At 39.6% G+C, this 20,843-nt stretch carries 22 protein-coding genes; 15 read left to right on the forward strand and 7 right to left on the reverse strand.

Features of this window, described 5'->3' with window-relative positions:
* Positions 1–13: 13 nt before the first annotated feature.
* Together KYI10_03805 and KYI10_03810 are read right to left on the reverse strand one after the other, a co-directional pair.
* A complete protein-coding gene (locus KYI10_03805; protein ID QYA33565.1) occupies positions 14–1,702 on the reverse strand; it encodes a ribonuclease J in 1,689 nt (562 codons plus the stop codon).
* Entirely contained in the window at positions 1,702–1,914 is a 213-nt protein-coding gene (locus KYI10_03810) for an RNA polymerase epsilon subunit (protein ID QYA33566.1), read from the reverse strand. Before KYI10_03810 ends, KYI10_03805 begins: the two co-directional genes overlap by 1 nt.
* 207 nt (positions 1,915–2,121) lie before the next feature.
* Here KYI10_03810 and KYI10_03815 point away from each other — a divergent pair, with 207 nt between their 5' ends.
* The gene (locus KYI10_03815) at positions 2,122–2,901 is read left to right on the forward strand and encodes a Cof-type HAD-IIB family hydrolase (protein ID QYA33567.1); all 780 of its coding nucleotides are present in this window, start codon (positions 2,122–2,124) and stop codon (positions 2,899–2,901) included.
* Positions 2,898–3,164, forward strand: coding sequence for a hypothetical protein (locus tag KYI10_03820; GenBank protein ID QYA33568.2), 267 nt, complete (start codon positions 2,898–2,900; stop codon positions 3,162–3,164). The genes KYI10_03815 and KYI10_03820 overlap by 4 nt, the downstream gene beginning before the upstream one ends.
* Before the next feature lie 26 nt (positions 3,165–3,190).
* Here KYI10_03820 and def read toward each other — a convergent pair whose 3' ends face one another.
* Entirely contained in the window at positions 3,191–3,745 is a 555-nt protein-coding gene (def, locus tag KYI10_03825) for a peptide deformylase (GenBank protein ID QYA33569.1), read from the reverse strand.
* Positions 3,746–3,854: 109 nt separating this feature from the next.
* Between def and KYI10_03830 the strand changes: the two genes are divergently transcribed.
* From KYI10_03830 to KYI10_03885, 12 genes are all read left to right on the forward strand, one after another.
* Positions 3,855–4,487, forward strand: a complete 633-nt coding sequence (locus KYI10_03830) for a YkyA family protein (protein QYA33570.1) — start codon at positions 3,855–3,857, stop codon at positions 4,485–4,487.
* Between the two features lie 175 nt (positions 4,488–4,662).
* On the forward strand, positions 4,663–5,778 hold the full coding sequence (gene pdhA, locus KYI10_03835; GenBank protein ID QYA33571.1) for a pyruvate dehydrogenase (acetyl-transferring) E1 component subunit alpha: 1,116 nt from the start codon (positions 4,663–4,665) through the stop codon (positions 5,776–5,778).
* Between the two features lie 3 nt (positions 5,779–5,781).
* A complete protein-coding gene (locus KYI10_03840; protein ID QYA33572.1) occupies positions 5,782–6,759 on the forward strand; it encodes an alpha-ketoacid dehydrogenase subunit beta in 978 nt (325 codons plus the stop codon).
* A gap of 93 nt (positions 6,760–6,852) precedes the next feature.
* The gene (locus KYI10_03845) at positions 6,853–8,139 is read left to right on the forward strand and encodes a dihydrolipoamide acetyltransferase family protein (GenBank protein ID QYA33573.1); all 1,287 of its coding nucleotides are present in this window, start codon (positions 6,853–6,855) and stop codon (positions 8,137–8,139) included.
* Positions 8,140–8,143: 4 nt separating this feature from the next.
* The gene (gene lpdA, locus KYI10_03850) at positions 8,144–9,550 is read left to right on the forward strand and encodes a dihydrolipoyl dehydrogenase (GenBank protein ID QYA33574.1); all 1,407 of its coding nucleotides are present in this window, start codon (positions 8,144–8,146) and stop codon (positions 9,548–9,550) included.
* Between the two features lie 67 nt (positions 9,551–9,617).
* Entirely contained in the window at positions 9,618–9,896 is a 279-nt protein-coding gene (locus KYI10_03855; GenBank protein QYA33575.1) for a UPF0223 family protein, read from the forward strand.
* 95 nt (positions 9,897–9,991) lie between these two features.
* Complete coding sequence (locus KYI10_03860; protein QYA33576.1) at positions 9,992–10,534, forward strand: XRE family transcriptional regulator; 543 nt, start codon at positions 9,992–9,994, stop codon at positions 10,532–10,534.
* A gap of 9 nt (positions 10,535–10,543) precedes the next feature.
* Positions 10,544–11,626, forward strand: coding sequence for an ABC transporter ATP-binding protein (locus KYI10_03865; protein QYA33577.1), 1,083 nt, complete (start codon positions 10,544–10,546; stop codon positions 11,624–11,626).
* Between the two features lies 1 nt (position 11,627).
* Entirely contained in the window at positions 11,628–12,434 is an 807-nt protein-coding gene (locus KYI10_03870) for an ABC transporter permease (GenBank protein ID QYA33578.1), read from the forward strand.
* A complete protein-coding gene (locus KYI10_03875) occupies positions 12,431–13,240 on the forward strand; it encodes an ABC transporter permease (GenBank protein QYA33579.1) in 810 nt (269 codons plus the stop codon). The genes KYI10_03870 and KYI10_03875 overlap by 4 nt, the downstream gene beginning before the upstream one ends.
* Positions 13,237–14,310 (forward strand): ABC transporter substrate-binding protein, encoded by a 1,074-nt coding sequence (locus KYI10_03880; protein QYA33580.1) that lies wholly within the window; start codon positions 13,237–13,239, stop codon positions 14,308–14,310. The genes KYI10_03875 and KYI10_03880 overlap by 4 nt, the downstream gene beginning before the upstream one ends.
* Positions 14,311–14,402: 92 nt before the next feature.
* Complete coding sequence (locus tag KYI10_03885; protein QYA33581.1) at positions 14,403–15,170, forward strand: DUF4064 domain-containing protein; 768 nt, start codon at positions 14,403–14,405, stop codon at positions 15,168–15,170.
* A 77-nt stretch (positions 15,171–15,247) separates the two neighbouring features.
* Here KYI10_03885 and KYI10_03890 read toward each other — a convergent pair whose 3' ends face one another.
* From KYI10_03890 to KYI10_03900, 3 genes are all read right to left on the reverse strand, one after another.
* Positions 15,248–15,913, reverse strand: coding sequence for a hypothetical protein (locus KYI10_03890; protein ID QYA33582.1), 666 nt, complete (start codon positions 15,911–15,913; stop codon positions 15,248–15,250).
* Entirely contained in the window at positions 15,913–18,879 is a 2,967-nt protein-coding gene (gene fdhF, locus KYI10_03895) for a formate dehydrogenase subunit alpha (protein ID QYA33583.1), read from the reverse strand. Before fdhF ends, KYI10_03890 begins: the two co-directional genes overlap by 1 nt.
* Positions 18,880–19,058: 179 nt before the next feature.
* A complete protein-coding gene (locus KYI10_03900; protein ID QYA33584.1) occupies positions 19,059–19,670 on the reverse strand; it encodes a DUF1054 domain-containing protein in 612 nt (203 codons plus the stop codon).
* A 103-nt stretch (positions 19,671–19,773) separates the two neighbouring features.
* Here KYI10_03900 and KYI10_03905 point away from each other — a divergent pair, with 103 nt between their 5' ends.
* A complete protein-coding gene (locus tag KYI10_03905) occupies positions 19,774–20,595 on the forward strand; it encodes an inositol monophosphatase family protein (protein QYA33585.1) in 822 nt (273 codons plus the stop codon).
* Here the strand turns inward: KYI10_03905 and KYI10_03910 are convergent.
* Positions 20,592–20,762, reverse strand: a complete 171-nt coding sequence (locus KYI10_03910; protein QYA33586.1) for a hypothetical protein — start codon at positions 20,760–20,762, stop codon at positions 20,592–20,594. The genes KYI10_03905 and KYI10_03910 overlap by 4 nt on opposite strands.
* Positions 20,763–20,843: the final 81 nt, after the last annotated feature.

Here is a 20,843-nt window from a genome sequence, read left to right on the forward strand (position 1 = left end):
ACGAGGGTGTATATTATTCTTTCTTATCTTTATTAACATCCATGATCATCGGCAGGATCATTGGTTTACGTTTCGTCTTTTCGTAAAGGTATGGTGCAAGCGTTTCGCTGATGACATTCTTAATATGATGCCATTCAAGTTCTTCGCCAGAATTTAATTTCTCGATAACGCGTTTTTTAAGTAGTCTGCTCGCTTCATAGATCATATGTCCAGATTCGCGCATATATACAAAGCCGCGAGAGATGATGTCAGGACCACTAAGCAGCTGATTCTTTTCGAAATCCACGCTGACAACTACGATGACTAAGCCTTCTTCTGACAGCATCTTACGGTCTTTGATAACAACGTTGCCGATATCGCCGATACCACTACCATCAACAAGTACATTACCAGCTTGTACACGACCTGCATGACGTGCTGAGTCATGTGTTAATGCCAGTACGTCACCATTTTCGTGAATAAATACATTATCTGGGTTCACACCACAGTCGACACCGAGCTGTCCGTGCAGGCTCTGCATACGATACTCCCCATGAATCGGCATAAAATACTTCGGTTTCATAAGGCGCAGCATCAATTTCTGTTCTTCTTGAGAACCGTGTCCAGATGTATGGATATTTGATAATTTACCGTGGATAACATCAGCGCCTGCTTTGTAAAGGGCGTTGATCGTACGGTTTACGCTTAATGTATTCCCTGGAATAGGGGAAGAACTGAAGATTACTGTATCTTCAGGAATAATAGAAATCTGACGATGCGTGCCATTGGCGATACGTGACAGTGCTGCCATCGGTTCCCCTTGAGAGCCGGTACATAGAATCAGTAATTTATGTTTCGGTACTGTATTGATCTTATTCGCTTCGATAAATGTTTCAGGGGGTACTTTAATATAGCCTAGTTCTGTACCAATCTTAATATTGTTCTCCATAGAGCGTCCGAATATGACAATCTTGCGGTCGAACTTCACGGCTGCCTCAATTGCTTGCTGCACACGATAGATGTTTGAAGCGAATGTCGCAAAGATAATACGACCTGTACACTTACGGAAAATTTGTTCGACGTTCTGTCCCACTTCACGTTCACTGATCGTAAAGTTCGGAATTTCAGCGTTTGTTGAATCTGATAATAGGCACAGCACACCTTCTTCGCCAAGACGTGCCATCTTAGCGATGTTGGCAGGTTCGCCAACAGGTGTAAAGTCGAACTTAAAGTCGCCTGTATGCACAATCTTACCTTCAGGTGTATCTACAATGACACCGTATGCTTCAGGTATAGAGTGTGTCGTTAAATAGAAGGACACCTTCAAGTGTTTAAATTCAAAGATACTGTCTTCAGTTATTGGATTTAAACTTGCGGTCCTAAGCAAGCCATGCTCTTCTAATTTATTACGAATAAGGCCTAATGCTAATGGTCCGCCGTAAATTGGAACATTCAGCTGTTTCAGTAAGAAAGGCACGCCACCAATATGGTCTTCGTGTCCATGGGTTATAAATAAGCCTTTAATTCTCTCTTTGTTCTCAATGAGATACGTGTAGTCAGGAATGACATAATCGATACCAAGTAACTCGTCCTCTGGAAACTTAATACCTGCATCAATGACGACAATCTCATCCTGATACTCTATTGCGTAGGTGTTCTTACCGATTTCGCCCATACCTCCAAGCGCGAAGACACCTACTTCATTTTTGCTTAATTGTTTCATTAAATTTTCTCCACGCTGTAATTTTCAGCTTTTTGTTCATACTCAAGGTGTGCACCTTCAAGTTTCTGAACAAATTCGATGTTGTAAGGACGATCGATTAAATATCTTCTCACTTGTTCTTCGCTCACTGCGTCGAAAAATTTAACCTGTGTGTTTTCACGAATGATTACTTCTGCTTTGTCTTCTTGATATAATACTTTAAAAATTGCCATGTTTATTGCCTCCTATAATTTACATAAAGAATGCCCTAGAAGTCTAGGGCTTAATAACCGTACAAGACATTATTAAAAATGTATGAGTACTACTATATTACATGATTTTTAATATAAGTGTAAAGCCTTATGAAGCGAATAATCATATTTATATGAAAATATACTGAAAACTGATAGTTTATAAATAAATATAGTAGGAGGACAATGATGGAACATAAACTAATATTATTTGATATTGACGGTACGCTTTATGATTACGACAAAAACATTCCAAATTCAACGATGGCTGCGATAAAGGCGTTGCAGACACAAGGGCATACTGTCGCGATTGCGACAGGACGTGCGCCATTTTTGGTGCAGCCAGTTCTGGAAGAGACAGGTATTAAGAACTATGTGTCATTTAATGGTCAGTATGTCTATGCGAATGGTAATGTCATCTATGAAAACCCACTCGATACTGAAAGCCTTAAAGCACTTGAACATGTTGCACATGGACATGATCATCCCGTGGTCTTCTTAACACATGATGACCTTGTAGCGAATATTGATTTCCACGAGTATATCAAGACAAGTCTGGATACGATGCATATGGCGCATCCACGTAAAGCTGATACTTTCTATATGCAGCACAAAATCTATCAGGCGCTGATATTTCATCAGCAAAGTGAGGATGGAATCTATGATGGGCAATTTGAACATCTGAAGTTTATACGATGGCATGAACTGAGTCGTGATGTCGTGCCTGCTAACGGCTCCAAGATGAGGGGGATAACGCACCTTGCAGCCTCGCTTGGATTTAATATTGAAGATACGATTGCGTTTGGTGATGGATTAAATGATATCGAGATGATCCAAGGTGCTGGCATTGGCGTTGTGATGGGCAACGGTGTTGATGAATTGAAACAGTATGCAGATTTCATTACAAAAGCAGTTGATGAAGATGGTATAATGTATGCAGTTAAAGCATTAAATTTAATTGAAGGATGATGACGATGAATACACATGCACAAGAAATGTTAAGAGAGTCAGAAAATAAAGCGATTCATCTTAAAATGATAGAATTTAATGTCAGAGGAAATGATGTCGTAGCTACATTCTTGTACGAAGACCTGTTTGAAGCAGAAGATGTACATTTGGCACCGAGACCGAAAGATCCGATGTTTCTGCATGTTGATGAGCTTGATGAAGTCACACAGGTGCTGGGTGAAAAAGGGATTGCATACCAAGTTAGAAACGATGAATTTATTTAAAAAAACCGAAGCTTAAGCTTCGGTTTTTATTCAACTGCAATGGCATCCTTTTGTACTTTCATTGGATCTGCTTTATCGATATGATCATAGAACATGACACCGTTCAGATGATCGATTTCATGCTGAGCGACGATTGCACTGAAGTCCTTCAATCTAAGCTTCACTTCTTCGCCATCTGGGGTATACGCCTTGACGGTGATACGCGCATAGCGATGTACGATGCCCGGTACAGCTTCATCTACACTCAGGCAGCCTTCACCGGTCGGTAGATAGGATTTCTCGACACTATGGCTGATAATCTTGGGATTGATGAGCTGATGCGTCACATAATCGCCCTTTTTTTCGTCGTAGAAATGGATGACGAGCATGCGTTTCTTATAGTTCAGCTGTGGAGCGGCGATGCCGACACCACTTCTTAGCTGATACTTCCTGCTTTGTTCTTCATCCTGGCTCATCTTAAGAAACTCAAGCATATCATCGATCAGCTGTCTGTCTTCTGTTGATAGGGGGAGGGGAACTTCCTCAGCTTTCGCTCTTAATGTAGGATGTCCGTCCCGAATAATGTCTTTCATTGTTAGCATTGTCTTCACTCCTCAGAGTAAAATATATCAGATTATTAAGATATGTGCTATCGTTTGAAAATGATTTTGAAAAGATATAACATAAAGCCATAAATTAAGGAGGTTCAATATGAAGATAAGTAAATTAATATTTGCTTTGTTAATGGTTCTGTTATTAGCTGCCTGTCAAGGTAAGACAGAAGCGCTCGGCAATTTTGCCACACAGATCGACACTTCTGTAAAAGCGGAAGAACCTGTTAAGACAACAGGTGAAAAACTACAGAAACTAGAGAATGATAAAGTGAAAATCTTTAATCAGATCAATAAAGCGAAGCAAGGTGAAATTAAAGGCTACGCTGACCAGCTGCTTAAAAATGCTGACGACAGAAGAGACGCCATTCAAGAAGAAATAAAGGCAATGGACAAATCAAAAGGAATTTATGAAGATGCAAAAGCGATGACGAAAGATATCAAAGATGAAACACAGAAAAAGCAGGTCGCATCATTTATAGAGGTGAATGATAAAAAGTACACGCAGCACCAGCAGCTTATGAATAGCTATAAAGACATCCTTAAAACAGAGAAAGATGTATTTACATATTTGAAACAGCCACAGCCAAAATCTAAGGTGGTCAATGCCAAGATTGAAAATGTTACTAAGAAGTATGAACAGTTCAACAAAGATACTACGGCCTATGCCAACATGTTAAGAGCAGTCGAACAAGAGAAGACGAAAATGACAGATATCTTGAACGGTAAATAAGTGCTGCTATTACATTTTTGATATATAACAGGTTCATCGTTTACTATAACACAGCGTGAAATAATCCTTATTTCATGCTCTTTATATTGTCACAAACTTTTTCTTTAACAGTAATACAATTTTGTGATATTATGAACTTGTAACGTATAAAAACTAGAAAGGTTTGGTGAATTGAATGGCTCCGAAAAAGCAAGCTCCATTCGATGCAGTTTCGACTCTACAAGAGATCGAATCAAAATTTGAAGTAGTACAAGTATTAGATTTAGATGGCAATGTCGTTAATAAAGACTTTATGCCTGACTTAACGGATGAACAATTGGTTGAATTAATGGAGAGAATGGTCTGGACGCGTGTATTAGATCAACGTTCTATCTCTCTTAACCGCCAAGGACGTTTAGGATTCTATGCGCCGACTGCGGGTCAGGAAGCTTCTCAATTAGCTTCTCATTATGCTTTAGAGAAACAAGATTACATTTTACCGGGTTACCGTGACGTACCACAATTAATCTGGCACGGTTTACCACTTACAAAAGCTTTCTTATGGTCACGTGGACACTTTGTTGGGTCTCAAATGCCTGAAGGAATGAACGCTTTAGCACCACAAATCATCATCGGTGCACAATATGTTCAGACTGCAGGGGTAGCACTTGGTCTTAAGAAACGTGGTCAAGATGCAGTAGCAATTACTTATACAGGTGACGGTGGTTCTTCACAAGGTGACTTCTATGAAGGTATCAACTTTGCATCAGCATTTAAAGCACCTGCAATCTTCGTTATCCAAAATAATAACTATGCAATCTCAACACCACGTAGCAAACAAACAGCTGCGAAAACATTAGCACAAAAAGCAGTAGCGGTCGGTATCCCTGGTATCGTTGTTGATGGTATGGATGCTTTAGCAGTATATCAAGCAACGAAAGAAGCGCGTGACCGTGCAGTTGCTGGTGAAGGTCCAACATTAATCGAAACAATCACTTACCGTTATGGTCCACATACGATGGCCGGTGATGATCCTACACGTTACAGAACTTCAGATGAAGATGACGAGTGGGTGAAAAAAGATCCATTAGTACGTTTCCGTAAATTCTTAGAAGCAAAAGGATTATGGTCTGAAGAGAAAGAAAATGAAGTAATGGACAGAGCGAAAGAAGACATTAAAAACGCGATTAAAGAAGCGGATGCGACACCAAAACAAACTGTGACGCAATTAATGGAGATTATGTACTCTGATAACGTTCCTCAAAATATTAAGGAACAGATGGAAATTTATAAAGAGAAGGAGTCGAAATAAGTCATGGCACAAATGACAATGATTCAAGCGATTACAAATGCGCTTCAAACAGAACTAAAAAATGACGAAAACGTATTAGTTTTCGGAGAAGACGTTGGTGTCAACGGTGGGGTATTCCGTGCGACTGAAGGACTTCAAAAAGAATTCGGTGAAGATCGTGTATTCGATACACCACTTGCTGAGTCTGGTATCGGTGGTTTAGCGGTAGGTTTATCATTAACTGGTTTCCGTCCAGTAATGGAAATTCAGTTCTTCGGATTCGTATTCGAAGTATTCGATTCAATTGCAGCACAATTATCTCGTCAACACTTCCGTTCAGGTGGAACAAAAACTGCACCAGTTGTTATCCGTTCACCATTTGGTGGTGGGGTACATACACCAGAACTTCATGCAGATAACTTAGAAGGTCTAATGGCGCAAACACCTGGTGTTAAAGTTGTTATCCCATCAAACCCATATGATGCTAAAGGATTATTAATTTCAGCGATTCGCGATAACGATCCTGTTGTTTACTTAGAGCATATGAAATTATACCGTTCATTCCGTGAAGAAGTACCTGAAGAAGAGTATACGGTTGAAATCGGTAAAGCAGCAGTGAAACAAGAGGGTACTGATTTATCAATCATTACTTATGGTGCAATGGTTCAAGAATCTATGAAAGCAGCAGAAACGTTAGCGAAAGATGGACATTCAGTAGAGGTCATCGACTTACGTACTGTTCAACCACTTGATATTGAAACAATCGTTGCTTCAGTTGAGAAGACTGGTCGCGTTGTTGTTGTTCAAGAAGCGCAAAGACAAGCGGGTGTTGGTGCGAATGTCGTATCTGAAATTTCAGAGCGTGCGATTTTAAGCCTGGAAGCACCTATTGGACGTGTATCAGCCCCTGATACTGCTTATCCATTTACTCAAGCAGAAAACGTTTGGTTACCAAACAAAGAAGATATTATCGCAGTAGCGAAAAAGACGTTAGAATTCTAATCTAGAAGATAAACGTGTAAAATGAAAAGTGGCATCACGATGTTACTTTTCATTCATTTATTTTAATTCTTAATTCTTTAGGAGGAATTTATTGTGGCATTTGAATTTAAGTTACCTGCCCTTGGTGAAGGGATATTTGAAGGTGAAATCGTAAAGTGGTTCGTTAAGTCTGGTGACGAAGTACAAGAAGACGATATTTTGTTAGAAGTACAAAGTGATAAATCTGTAGTAGAAATTCCATCTCCAGTAACAGGAAAGATCAATACGATCGTGGCTGAAGAAGGAACTGTAGCAAATCTAGGTGAGGTTATCGTAACAATCGATTCTGATGACGCACACGCACAAAATGATGCTGCAGAATCAAAAGAAGAACCAAAAGAGGAAGCACAAGCTGAAACTACAGAAGCGCCTAAAGCAGAAGCACAAGCACCTGCACAAGACGTTGAAGTTGATGAAAACCGCCGTGTTATCGCAATGCCTTCAGTACGTAAATTAGCCCGTGATAAAGGGGTTAACATTAAAGCTGTTCAAGGTACTGGTAAAAACGGTCGTGTCTTAAAAGACGACGTTCTAGCGTATGCTGAAGGTGGACAAACAACTGCAAGTACACCTGAAGCACCAGCTCAAGAAGCACCAGCACAAGCAGCACCTCAACCAGTTGCAGCACCAGAAGGTGACTTCCCAGAAACACGCGAGAAAATTCCGGCAATGCGTCGTGCAATTGCAAAAGCAATGGTGAACTCTAAACATACTGCACCACACGTAACATTAATGGATGAAGTAGAAGTACAGGCATTATGGGATCACCGTAAGAAATTTAAAGAAGTTGCAGCTGAACAAGGTACGAAATTAACATTCTTACCATACGTTGTAAAAGCGTTAGTTTCAGCACTTAAAGCATATCCTGCTTTAAACACTTCATTAGATGATGCGACTGAAGAAATTGTACACAAACATTATTACAACATTGGTATCGCTGCTGATACTGAACGCGGTCTATTAGTACCTGTTGTAAAAAATGCAGATCGTAAATCAATCTTCGCGATTTCTGATGAAATCAATGAATTAGCAGTTAAAGCACGTGATGGCAAACTTTCTCCTAGCGAAATGAAGGGTGCTTCATGTACAATAAGTAATATCGGTTCAGCTGGTGGACAATGGTTCACTCCAGTTATTAACCATCCTGAAGTTGCAATTTTAGGTATTGGTCGTATCGCGCAAAAGCCAATCGTTAAAGATGGAGAAATTGTTGCAGCACCAGTTCTTGCATTATCATTAAGTTTCGACCACCGTCAAATCGATGGCGCAACTGGACAAAGTGCAATGAACCATATTAAACGCTTGTTAAATAATCCAGAATTATTATTAATGGAGGGGTAAACAGATGGTAGTTGGAGATTTTCCTATTGAAACAGATACTATTGTAATTGGAGCAGGTCCTGGTGGATATGTTGCAGCAATTCGTGCAGCACAATTAGGACAAAAAGTAACAATCGTAGAAAAAGGAAACTTAGGGGGCGTTTGTTTAAACGTAGGTTGTATTCCTTCAAAAGCAATGCTTTCAGCTTCTCATAAATACGAAACAGCGAAACATTCTGAAGAATATGGAATTAAAGCTGAAAACGTAACTTTAGATTTCTCTAAAGTTCAAGAATTCAAAAACAGTGTTGTTAATCGTTTAACTGGTGGCGTTGGTTCTTTACTTAAAGGCCGCAAAGTTGAAATCGTTCAAGGTGAAGCTTACTTCGTAGACCAAAACAACTTGAAAGTGATGACTGAAAAAGCTTCTCAGACTTACACATTCAAGAATGCGATTATCGCAACAGGTTCACGTCCAATCGAAATTCCAAACTTCAAATTCAACAAACGTGTTATCGATTCAACAGGTGCATTAGCACTTCCTGAAGTACCAGAACACTTAGTTGTTGTAGGTGGCGGATATATTGGTTCTGAATTAGGAACAGCTTACGCTAACTTCGGTTCAAAAGTTACAATTTTAGAAGGCGCTAAAGATATCTTAGGCGGATTCGAAAAACAAATGACACAAGTTGTTAAAAAAGGTCTTAAAGCTAAAGGTGTTGAAATCGTTACTGAAGCAATGGCGAAGTCAGCTGAAGAATCAGAAAACGGTGTTAAAGTCACTTATGAAGCTAAAGGCGAAACACATACAATCGAAGCGGACTACTGTTTAGTAACTGTAGGACGTCGTCCAAATACAGATGAGTTAGGTCTAGAAGGTTTAGGCATTAAAATGACTGATCGTGGTATCATTGAAGTTGACGCTCAAAGTCGTACTTCAGTTGAGAACATCTACGCAATCGGTGACATCGTTGCTGGACCACCACTTGCACACAAAGCTTCTTATGAAGGTAAAGTTGCAGCTGAAGCTATTTCAGGTGAAAAATCAGAAGTAGATTACTTAGGTATTCCTGCTGTATGTTTCACTGAACCTGAATTAGCGACGGTTGGTTACACTGAAGCAATGGCTAAAGAAGAAGGATTAGACTTTAAAGCGTCTAAATTCCCTTACGCTGCAAATGGCCGTGCATTATCAATCGGTGAGACTGATGGTTTCTTAAAACTCATCACACTTAAAGAAGACGGATTATTAATCGGTGCGCAAGTTGCCGGTGCTGGTGCATCTGACCTCATCGCGGAACTTGGTTTAGCAATTGAAACGGGCATGACTGCAGAAGATATTGCATTAACAATCCACGCTCACCCAACATTAGGTGAAATTACGATGGAAGCAGCAGAAGTTGCAATGGGTCACCCAATTCACACAATGTAATAAACTTTACAATTTCAAAGTACTATTCATATTATATGAATAGTACTTTTTTTATGGAGGAATGTATATGAACTATAGTTATCCAATCGATACAGAATGGTCACAAGATGAGATTATAGATGTTGTTAATTTTTTGAGCTTGATTGAAGATGCGTATGAACGTAGTGTGAATACTGAAGATTTTCTTACGCTTTATCGCGCTTTTAAACAAGTGGCACCGATGAAGTCAGAGGAGAATCGTATCTTAAAGTCATTTGAACAAGTATCGACGTATTCCGGCTATCATACTGTTAAGCGTGCACAACAAGCGAAAGAAAATAACGAAAAAGTATTTTCAATGAAGTAAATTTTTAATGAATATTGAAATGTACATCGATTTTTGATACATTTAATACATTATTAAACTATTTGTTTATAATTATTAAACTAAGGTGTGAATGTATGGATATCGGAAAAAAGATAAAAGATTTAAGGCGCCAGAAGAATTTGACACAAGAAGAGCTTGGCGAACGTACAGATCTCTCAAAAGGATATATTTCACAGCTGGAACGCAATCTATGTTCCCCTTCAATGGAAACATTCTTTAATATTTTGGAGGTCCTGGGCTCTAAGCCAAAAGATTTCTTCAGTGAACAGCAATATGAGCAGCGTATTCATTATCCAAAGTCAGAACAGACAATCTATGATGAGTATGATGATGGCTACATGATTAACTGGCTCGTTCCAGATTCTAATGAATTTGATATGGAACCGGTCATTATAACGATTGAACCCGGTAAGAAGTATAAAAAGTTTTTACCAAGCATGTCAGATAGTTTTATCTATGTGTTACAGGGTGAAGCGAGTATTCATATCGGTAGAAGAGATTATCATGCGCAATGTGGGGAATCGTTCTATTTTAAGGCGAACGAATCCCATCAATTATTTAATCGAACAGACAAAGTGGCACGCGTACTGATTGTGGCGACAGAGTCTTACTTATAGAGGTGAACAATGAAACAATTTATTCAGTTTAACCATGTGACAAAGGCATATGGAGACAATACGATTCTTAATGATATCAGCTTTGAAATTGAAAAGGGTAAGTTTTATACGCTGCTTGGACCATCGGGTTGTGGGAAGACGACGATATTACGTCTGATTGCCGGCTTTGAGAAAGCATCAAGTGGCGATATATACTTTGATGAAGCGCGTATCAATGATGTACCGCCGAATAAACGTAAAGTGAATACCGTCTTTCAGGACTACGCCTTATTTCCGCATTTAAATGTGTTTGAAAATGTAGCGTATGGTCTACGTATCAAGAAAGAAAATGAAGACAGCATTAAAACGAAGGTCCGAGAGGCGTTACAGCTTGTAAAACTTGCAGATTTTGAAAACCGTGATATTAAGGATATGAGTGGTGGACAACGTCAGCGTGTCGCGATTGCACGTGCCATCGTTAATGACCCGGAAGTGATATTACTTGATGAACCGTTAAGTGCCCTTGACTTAAAACTCAGAACAGAGATGCAGTATGAACTGCGAGAAATTCAAAATCGTCTCGGTAAAACCTTTATCTTTGTTACACATGACCAGGAAGAGGCGCTTGCAATGAGCGATTATATCTTTGTAATGAATAAGGGTAAAATTGAACAAAGTGGTACACCACTGGATATCTATGATGAACCTGTGAACCGTTATGTGGCGGACTTTATCGGAGAATCAAACATTGTAGACGGTATCATGGTCAAAGATTACGTCGTTGAGATGTACGGCAAGCGCTTTGCATGTGTCGATAAAGGATTTAAACCAGATGCAAAGGTGGACATTGTAATACGTCCAGAAGATATCGAAATCACTGCACCTGAAATGGGTAAAATTCATGCGCTTGTTGACTCTACACTGTTCCGTGGTGTGCATTACGAAATCTGCTGTATTGACGAAGCAGGGAATGAATGGATTATTCAGTCGACGAAACCAGCGACACCGGGTGAACGTGTAGGACTTACATTTACCGAGGAAGCAATACATATTATGCTGCCTGGTGAGACAGAAGAAGAATTCGATCGTCGTATTGAATCATACGAGGTGTAGTATGCAAAGAGCGAAAAACTTTTTCTTAGTCCCTTACATGCTCTGGATTATTCTGTTTATCGTAATGCCGCTCGTTATGATATTTTATACGTCGTTTACGAATCACGATGGGCAGTTTACATTTGAGAACTACCAGTCTTTTTTGACGCCGACATATTTAAAGATGACACTATCTTCCTTTATTTATGCATCGATTATTACCTTATTTTGCTTAATTATTGCATACCCGATTGCGCTCGTCTTAAAGCAGGCGAAACATAAACAGCTATGGTTGCTGATCATTATCTTACCGACTTGGATCAATCTGTTATTAAAGACGTATGCGTTCATCGGTATATTCAGTAAACAAGGCACTATCAATGATGTGCTGCACTTCTTACATCTACCTGCAGCAAATCTACTGTTTACAGATACAGCATTTATCTTTGTATCTATCTATATCTATATACCATTTATGATACTGCCGATCTTTAATAGTATGAATGAAATTCCGGACAATTTAATCCAGGCATCACGCGATCTCGGTGCATCCGAGTGGATGACCTTTCGAAAGATCATCATGCCCTTATCACTTGAAGGGGTGAAAACAGGGATACAAGTTACATTTATCCCGGCTTTAAGCTTGTTCATGATTACCCGTCTGATTGCAGGGAATAAGGTTGTCAACTTAGGGACAGCAATTGAAGAACAGTTTTTAGTGACACAGAACTACGGAATGGGTTCGACGATTGCCGTATTCTTAATTTTAGCGATGGCATTTGTGATGATCATCACGAAATCTAAAAACGAAAGCGAGGATATAAAATGAAACTAAGAGGTAAATTATTTTTAGCGGTCGCACTTTTCATTTTATATTTCCCGATCTTCTATTTAATGTTTTATTCCTTTAATTCTGCTGGCAATATGAATCATTTTGAATCCTTTACGTTAGATCATTACAAGGCAGTGTTTGAGAATAAGCGCCTACTCGTTATTATCGTGAATACACTCGCTGTGGCACTTATTGCAGCAAGCATCTCTACAGTGATTGGTATCTGTGGCGCTATTGCGATACACTATATGCGCAATAAGAAGATTAAAATCGGACTATTGACATTAAACAATATATTGATGGTAAGTTCTGATGTAGTGATCGGCTCTTCGTTTTTAATCTTATTTACTGCGATCGGTCACTTTACAGGGCTTGGGCTTGGATTCTGGTCTGTACTTATATCACATATCGCATTCTGTGTGCCCATCGTGGTACTGCTCGTATTACCAAAACTATATGATTTAAATACATCTCTTATTAATGCGAGCTATGACTTAGGTGCGAGCACATGGCAGACGATCAAAAATGTCATTATCCCGCATATACTCCCTGGTGCACTTGCTGGATTCTTTATGGCACTGACTTATAGTCTGGATGACTTTACAGTCAGTTTCTTCGTCACTGGAAATGGCTTTAGCGTATTATCTGTTGAAATCTACTCGATGGCACGTAAAGGCATTTCAATGGAAATCAATGCGATCAGCACATTAATGTTCTTAGTGGTGATGACAATCATTGCAATTTACTACGTAGTAACAACAAATGCAGATAAGAAGAAGTTAAAGGCAGGTGCAAAATCATGAAACAACTGATGCAGCTAATCTTCATCTCACTTGTAGTTGCCGTATTATTATTATTCTCAAGCCGCTTTATCAATCCACCGCCATCAGGTGGAAAAGGGAATGTCCTCTATGTATATAACTGGGGCGAATATATCGATCCTGATCTGCTTAAAAAGTTTGAGAAGGAAAAAGGGATTCGTGTCGTACTAGAGACGTTTGATTCCAATGAAGCGATGCTCGCAAAGATTAAGAATGGGGGGACAAGCTATGATATTGCTGTCCCTAGTGAATATGCGATTCAGAAGATGAAAAATGAAAAGTTATTGCTGCCCATCGATCATGATAAAATACCAAATCTAAAAAATATTAATAAAGATTTTATGGATCTCCCTTTTGATAAGAAAAATGAATACTCTATCCCATATTTCTGGGGTACTGTAGGCATTCTATACAATCCGGACACAACGAAAGACATTGATTTTTCGAGCTGGGATAGTTTATGGGATAAGCGCCTGAAAGACGACGTTCTTATTGTTGACGGTGCCCGTGAAGCACTTGGATTAGCGCTGAATAGTATGGGGGAATCTTTAAATGAGACTGACCCTGATAAATTACTTAAGGCAGAGCAGAAGCTTGAGAAACTTGCACCGAATGTAAAAGGTGTTGTAGCAGATGAAATTAATACGATGATGGTACAAAAAGAAGCGGATGTTGCGGTTGTATGGAGTGGCATGGGTGCTGATATCATGACAGAAAATGAAAATCTGGACTTTGTTGTACCAAAAGAAGGATCGAATCTATGGTTCGATAATATCGTCATCCCAAAAACGGCACAAAATATTGAAGGGGCACATGAATTTATTAACTTTCTGCTTGATGCACAAAATGCAAAAAAGAATACGGAGTGGGTCGGATATGCGACACCAAATAATGCGGCTTTAAGATTACTGGATAAAGAAACACGAGAAGATGAACGATTCTATCCGAATAAAGCAGTGCAGGAGAAGCTGGAAGTATATGAGGACCTTGGTTATGAAAATATAAAAAGATATAACGAACTCTTCCTTAAATTTAAGATGTCTTTGAGATAAGCGTACGTTGATTTCAGCCAATTTCAATATTTGTGCATAAAATTTATTTGTGAGGGTACTATATAAGAAATAAGTTTAAAGGAGATGGATATATGAGTCGTAGAGAATATACTCAAACAGTACAACCCGTAAGTCGAGTTCCTGAAAAAATCTTTGGGTGGTTAGCATGGTTACCACTATTAGCACTTTCATTATTTGGTCTTTATCAATTATTAGTGAATGGGAACAACCCAGAATTCATTCAGGCAATGAAAGATGGATTGAATGAAGAGATGCAGAAAAATAACCAAATGGCAGATGCCTTTAACCAAATGGGGTTAACAGTTGAAGAAGCTGTACCATTATTTGTTAAGAGTTTCTGGTATTTCTTAGCTTATTCTTTAATCCCGATTATTTTAGGATTAATCGGATTACTTAAGATGAAGAAGAGAATCTTTGCAGGAATAATGTTATTGCTTGCTGGATTGTTTACAACACCATTCTTCTTTACATTCATCTTAGGATTTATTCCATTATTCTTCTTTATTTCAGCAATACTTTTATTTGCGCGTAAAGATAAAGTAATTAAGAATAATGACTATTATGAAGACCCTGCACATGTTGAGCGTGAACAGCACGCTGCACCATCACATGTTGAACGCGATGCTCGTATCGAAGAAGAAAAGGATTTCACTTATGATGCAGACGACAAGCATGACGATGTCGTGGTAGATGATGTAGAACGTTCTACAGTTCGTGAAGACAGAGTAGATACACATTTCGATAACAATATCGATAGTGATTCAGACCGTGTAACTTACGTTGATAAAACAAAAGATGCAGTCGACGAACGTCGAGACAACTATAACAATAGAAGATAAGTAAAACTTAAGACCAATATAAAAACCAGAAACGATTGTTTCTGGTTTTTATTATGAGGACAGGATTACCTGTCCTTTTATTTTTTTAAGAGTAATGAGCCGATTGAAAGTGCTGCGCCACCAAGCGCTGCAATGCCAACGTACTTTGAATTTGAAGTGCCGCGTACTTCATCCCGCTTAGATTTACTCGGAAGTTCTGTGTGATGTGCATGCGCTACATCACCCGTATTTGTATGTACAGGGTCAACGATGCCCTGCTCCTGTTTCAGCTGCTGGAAGGATGTACCGAAACCCTTAACAAACTTTGTCAGTACGATAGAACCTTCAACGAAATCTTTATTTGTTAATACTTTAAGTAATCCGGTCCACCCAAGTGGTGTGCTTTGATTATATTCAGTCGATAATTTCAGACCTTTATTGAACTTCAAGATCATCGGTTCGATATCATTGAAGTTAAACTTACCTAATCCTTGGACGAGTAGGAGTGCGTTACGAATCGCCTGGTCACTTTCAGTTTCATTGATGGCCTTTAACACACGCGTTAATATCGGATCGCTTTGAGAGAGCGCAGCATTGGCTGCATTTAATGCTTCATGCTCATCGAGCTGTTCGAGTAAACGGAATAATTTAAGTAACGTATCTTTATGCTGGATCAGCTGATCTTCTAATTCACGTAATTCCTTTTGTCGGAGTGCTTCAATATCTACTTCAGTCGGTTTAATTACACGTGTTGGTTGTGCCATTATCTATCACCTCTCATTTTAACGATATCGCCTGGATACACATAGTCATCTCGTCTCCATTTCGCTTCAACGTTAACGCCCATTTGTGGTACACGGTTCCCGAAGCGGAAGTTATTTTCTGGTAATGGTGATTTCTTACCTTTATCTAGGATGATAAGCTTTGCCTTTGTTTCTTTGTAAGCTGGTGTTGATGTGTCTTTATCTGCGATAGAGCTTGAGAGCAGGTTAATCGCTGCATCGCCATTATCGTTCATCGGTAAGTAAACTTCTTTGCCGAATACACGGTCAGTAATTAATGCGCGTACATCAACCTTGCCGTAGGGTGACTGTAAGCGTACGAGGTTACCTGTTTGAATACCACGTTCGTCTGCAAGTTCCTGAGAAATTTCTAAGAATGCATCCGGTGTTTCCATTGCAAGACCTTTAACTCGATATGTCATATTACCTTCGTGGAAATGCTCAAGCAATCGTCCGTTGTTAACATGAATATCATATTGTGCTTCATATTCAGTCGGCTCTGTCCAGTCAACAGGGAAGAAGTTCGCTTTCTTATCATCAAATGGGAAGCCTTCTGTAAATAATAACGGAGAATCTGTGCCGTCTTCTTTAACTGGCCATTGTAAGCTATTGAACCCTTCTAGTCGGTCATAGGATACCCCTGAGTAGATTGGTGTTAATGACGCGATTTCATCCATTACGTCACCTGGATGCGCATAATCCCAGTCTGCGCCCATATGCTGTGCAATCTCCTGAATAATCTTCCAGTCTGGTTTCGTACCTTCTAAAGGTTCCATTACTTGATAGAGACGCTGAATACGACGCTCTGTATTCGAGAATGTTCCTTCTTTTTCGAAACTTGGTGCTGCAGGTAGAATAACATCTGCATATTCAGCAGTTTTTGAGAAGAAGATGTCTTGTACAACGAAGAATTTCAGCTTTTCAAATCCTTCGCGGACGTAGTTGATGTTCGAATCAACGATACCCATATCTTCACCTTTTAAGTATAATACATCAAGCTCATCCGCATGCATTGCATCTACCATCTGGTGGTTATTCTGACCGACATTAGGGTTTAATGCTACACCCCATGCTTTGCTGAATTTTTCAAGCACCGCTTTGTCTGCAATCTTTTGGTAACCAGGAAGATGTGTTGGCATGCTTCCCATATCTGAAGCCCCTTGAACATTGTTGTGACCACGTAATGGATAAGATCCTGCACCTGGTTTCATATAGTTACCTGTTACTAGCAATAGGTTAGAGATCGCAGTAGAAGTATCACTACCCCCACGTTGCTGAGTCACACCCATCGCCCACATAACGGCTGTCGTTTTTGCTTCATGGATCATTTCTGCAATCTTGATAATTTCTTCTTTCGACATGCCAGTATGTTCTGCAGCATAATCGATTGTGTATTTCTGTAGTCCTTCAACGAGGGCAGTGTAGTTGTTCACATGCTTATCGATGAATGCCTGGTCCTGCCAGTTATTGTCGATAATATATTTCGTTACTGCATTTAACCACACTAAGTCACTACCTGGATTCGGACGCACGAACATATCAGCACGTTCTGCCAGCTCATGTTTACGGATATCTGCTACAAGTAATTTAGAGCCGTGTAATTTCTGAGCACTCTTTACGCGCGTTGCGATAACAGGATGTGCTTCAGCTGTGTTTGTTCCGAGTCCAATAATCAGTTCTGCACGTGCGATATCTGTAATCGAACCTGAGTCTCCTCCGTAACCAACCGTACGCCATAATCCCATCGTTGCAGGAGACTGACAGTAACGTGAACAGTTATCTACGTTGTTCGTACCTACGACTTGACGGGCAAGCTTCTGCATTAAGTACGATTCTTCATTTGTACACTTAGAAGAAGTGATGAACGCTAATCTTTCAGGACCACGCGTATCAATCGTCTCTTTAAATTTAGAAGAGATTAAGTCGAGTGCTTCTTCCCAGGTCGCTTCTCTAAAGCCATCCGCTTCACGAATTAATGGCTTCGTTAGACGTTCACCTGAATTTACGAAATCCCAGCCGAATTTACCTTTAACACATGTAGAAATCTGGTTCGCCGGTGCTTCAGGGCTTGGTTCTACTTTCAGCACTTCGCGACCTTTCGTCCATACTTCGAAAGAACATCCGACACCACAGTACGTACAAACTGTCTTAGTCTTCTTGATTCTATCCTTACGCATCTCTGCCTCAACGTCTGAGATAGCCATAAGCGGTGTGTACCCTGTTTCTACTGCTTTCGTAACTTCTACAGCCGGACGGAATGCGTCCTTAAGCATACCAGTTAAGAAACCAGCTTCACCAACCATGCCAACTTCCATCATTGCATTACATGGGCATACGGTAGAGCAGTGACCACAATTGACACAAGAGGAATCATCGATATTTAAGTCCGTATTCCCATCCCAGATGACACGTGGACGTTCTAATTCCCAGTCAATCATCAATGTTTCATTGACCTGTACATTCTGACAGGCTTGCACACAGCGACCACAAAGTATACATTGATCTGGATCATAACGGTAGAACTTACCGATATTCTTTGGTGCACCTTTAGGAGACTGGGCAGTAGCCTGATGATCTATCTTTAAATTCTTAACGGTATTATGTACTGTACAGTTTCCATTGTTAAAATCACATACTGTACAATAAAGTTCATGATTACGTAATATTCTGTCCATCGCAATCATCTGTGCTTCAAATGCTTCACTTGATCCTGTCTTGACAATGTCCCCGTCTTTAAGCTGTGTACTACATGAACGTACGAGCTCACCATTGACTTCAACGATACATGCATCACATGTTTCGATTGCACCAAGATCGGGGTGATAGCATAGTGCTGGAACATCAATGCCCTTAAACCTTAAGTAGTCGAGAATGCTTACATTGTCCGGAACTTCCATCGGTTTGCCGTTCAGCGTAATACTGACCGTTTGTGATGTTACATCATTCATAAAATTACCCCACTTCATATTTATTTTAAAAAATATATGCCCTAACCTAATTATAAATTATCTGAGTATTATTGCAATTTTATTATTGAATTGATTTCAGTAATGAATAGAAATAAAACAGATAAAAATATGAGACGAGAACAAATGATGCGTAATCATCTGCCCTCATCTCATACGTATTAAATATATAAAGGAAGTAATTTAAAAAACGTATCTTCTACCGCTGCTAAAAACTTTTTATCTGACATCAATGCATCATCATCAGGTAAGAATACTTTGCCGAATAATAGTTCTCCTTTTTTTACATTGATGAGACGATCGATATAACGTTTCAGCGCATCTTCATCTAGTGAATGAACTGCTTCATATGTCTTTTTCATATGATCGCCCTTAATGATAAAATCACGATCAAGTGCTAATATGTCATTAACTTGCTGCTGCCACTTTGCCGCCATGCGCTCTTTTTCAGGGGATTCATAGATAATGCCAAAGAGTACGAAAACGTGGTCATCGAAGAGTCCAATCTGGAAGTGGGGCAGCATCTTGTAACCGCGTTTGTTTGTTGAAAATGCAACCCATGTATCGTTCGGTGGATTCGTTTTTCGACGCAGATGTTTTGCTACATGTGGATAGAATGTTTCATCTGTATGCTGAGATAAATAGCTGCTAAAATATTCACCAAGTGCTTCTAGCTTCGGACGCGTTGTTTCGATCAATGCTTCCATACGCGGCTCTAAGCCTTCCACGTTAAAGACATTGAAATCTTTTGAAGTAAAATGATATTTTGCCATAGTTCACTCACCTTTTTCTTTTATATATACTATTATATACATAAAGTTGAAACAATTTTGCTTATGTTTAAGATATTGTATAATGATCCTAGGAGGAGATGCTATGGAATTATTTGAATTTATGAAACAGATTGTTTATCAGGCTGGCAGTAATATTAGAGCTCAACTTAATCAGCCGTTATTAATAGAAACGAAATCAAATCCAAATGATCTTGTCACGAATATGGATAAAGAAACCGAACAGCTGCTGTATGATGCAATAATGCAAGCTTACCCAATGCACCATATTATCGGTGAAGAAGGAAGCGGTACAGATATTACCTCTATGGAAGGTACGGTATGGATTATCGATCCGATTGATGGTACTTTGAACTTTGTACATCAGCAGGAAAACTTTGCGATTTCTGTCGGTGTATTTGTTGATGGGAAGAAGTATGCGGGTGTCATCTATGACGTCATGCGTGACACGATGTATAGCGCACGTGCAGGACACGGGGCATACAAGAATGAAGAGCCGATAGCACCACTTATTGATAGCGAACTGCATCAATCTATCATCTCCATGAACCCGAACTGGTTAACGAAAGATTATACGAAAGACATCTATAGTGACATCGTCATCAAAGCAAGAAGTGCAAGAAGCTATGGTTCAGCAGCGTTAGATTTCGCCTATGTTGCAACAGGCAAAGTGGATGCTTATATTACGCTCAGGCTCCATCCATGGGACTTTGCCGGTGGCGCCATCATCGCTGAGGAAGTGGGGGCAGTCGTTACGAACCAGCTGAATGAACCGCTGGATATGCTCCATGCGAATTCAATTATGGTGGCAAACAAAGCGCTCCACGATGAAATTTATACACAGTATTTGAAACCACATTCAGCTGCTCTTGATAGCATCCATCAAGAGAGGTTCCATCGCCGTTAAATATAATAGGCACCTTTAGTTGTGCCGAACTTCTGGAAGTGTTTATTCAGCAGTTTCGTGAGTATAAAAGGTGGGAAGTAATGCGCTGTAAATTCAGCGAAATTACGTCTCGTCAGTCTTTGTTCGGATAATATCGCTTTAAACTGTGAAATATTATGATTGAACAAGCTTTCTGAATCGATGATTGCATTACAATGTGTGCAGTAATTCAGAGATTTGAACCGGTTGAGTGTATTCAGCGCTAAGCA

This window comes from Macrococcus sp. 19Msa1099, assembly GCA_019357535.2.
Lineage (GTDB): Bacteria > Bacillota > Bacilli > Staphylococcales > Staphylococcaceae > Macrococcoides > Macrococcoides psychrotolerans.

Bases quoted from the DNA above. Each gene is read 5' to 3' on its own strand.
- KYI10_03900 (QYA33584.1), bottom strand. From the start codon at position 19,670: ATGGCAAAATATCATTTTACTTCAAAAGATTTCAATGTCTTTAACGTG.
- KYI10_03815 (QYA33567.1), top strand. From the start codon at position 2,122: ATGGAACATAAACTAATATTATTTGATATTGACGGTACGCTTTATGAT.
- KYI10_03805 (QYA33565.1), bottom strand. From the start codon at position 1,702: ATGAAACAATTAAGCAAAAATGAAGTAGGTGTCTTCGCGCTTGGAGGT.
- lpdA (QYA33574.1), top strand. From the start codon at position 8,144: ATGGTAGTTGGAGATTTTCCTATTGAAACAGATACTATTGTAATTGGA.
- KYI10_03820 (QYA33568.2), top strand. From the start codon at position 2,898: ATGATGACGATGAATACACATGCACAAGAAATGTTAAGAGAGTCAGAA.
- pdhA (QYA33571.1), top strand. From the start codon at position 4,663: ATGGCTCCGAAAAAGCAAGCTCCATTCGATGCAGTTTCGACTCTACAA.
- KYI10_03870 (QYA33578.1), top strand. From the start codon at position 11,628: ATGCAAAGAGCGAAAAACTTTTTCTTAGTCCCTTACATGCTCTGGATT.
- KYI10_03860 (QYA33576.1), top strand. From the start codon at position 9,992: ATGGATATCGGAAAAAAGATAAAAGATTTAAGGCGCCAGAAGAATTTG.
- KYI10_03890 (QYA33582.1), bottom strand. From the start codon at position 15,913: ATGGCACAACCAACACGTGTAATTAAACCGACTGAAGTAGATATTGAA.
- KYI10_03810 (QYA33566.1), bottom strand. From the start codon at position 1,914: ATGGCAATTTTTAAAGTATTATATCAAGAAGACAAAGCAGAAGTAATC.
- KYI10_03830 (QYA33570.1), top strand. From the start codon at position 3,855: ATGAAGATAAGTAAATTAATATTTGCTTTGTTAATGGTTCTGTTATTA.
- KYI10_03865 (QYA33577.1), top strand. From the start codon at position 10,544: ATGAAACAATTTATTCAGTTTAACCATGTGACAAAGGCATATGGAGAC.
- KYI10_03905 (QYA33585.1), top strand. From the start codon at position 19,774: ATGGAATTATTTGAATTTATGAAACAGATTGTTTATCAGGCTGGCAGT.
- KYI10_03840 (QYA33572.1), top strand. From the start codon at position 5,782: ATGGCACAAATGACAATGATTCAAGCGATTACAAATGCGCTTCAAACA.
- fdhF (QYA33583.1), bottom strand. From the start codon at position 18,879: ATGAATGATGTAACATCACAAACGGTCAGTATTACGCTGAACGGCAAA.
- KYI10_03885 (QYA33581.1), top strand. From the start codon at position 14,403: ATGAGTCGTAGAGAATATACTCAAACAGTACAACCCGTAAGTCGAGTT.
- def (QYA33569.1), bottom strand. From the start codon at position 3,745: ATGCTAACAATGAAAGACATTATTCGGGACGGACATCCTACATTAAGA.
- KYI10_03880 (QYA33580.1), top strand. From the start codon at position 13,237: ATGAAACAACTGATGCAGCTAATCTTCATCTCACTTGTAGTTGCCGTA.
- KYI10_03875 (QYA33579.1), top strand. From the start codon at position 12,431: ATGAAACTAAGAGGTAAATTATTTTTAGCGGTCGCACTTTTCATTTTA.
- KYI10_03855 (QYA33575.1), top strand. From the start codon at position 9,618: ATGAACTATAGTTATCCAATCGATACAGAATGGTCACAAGATGAGATT.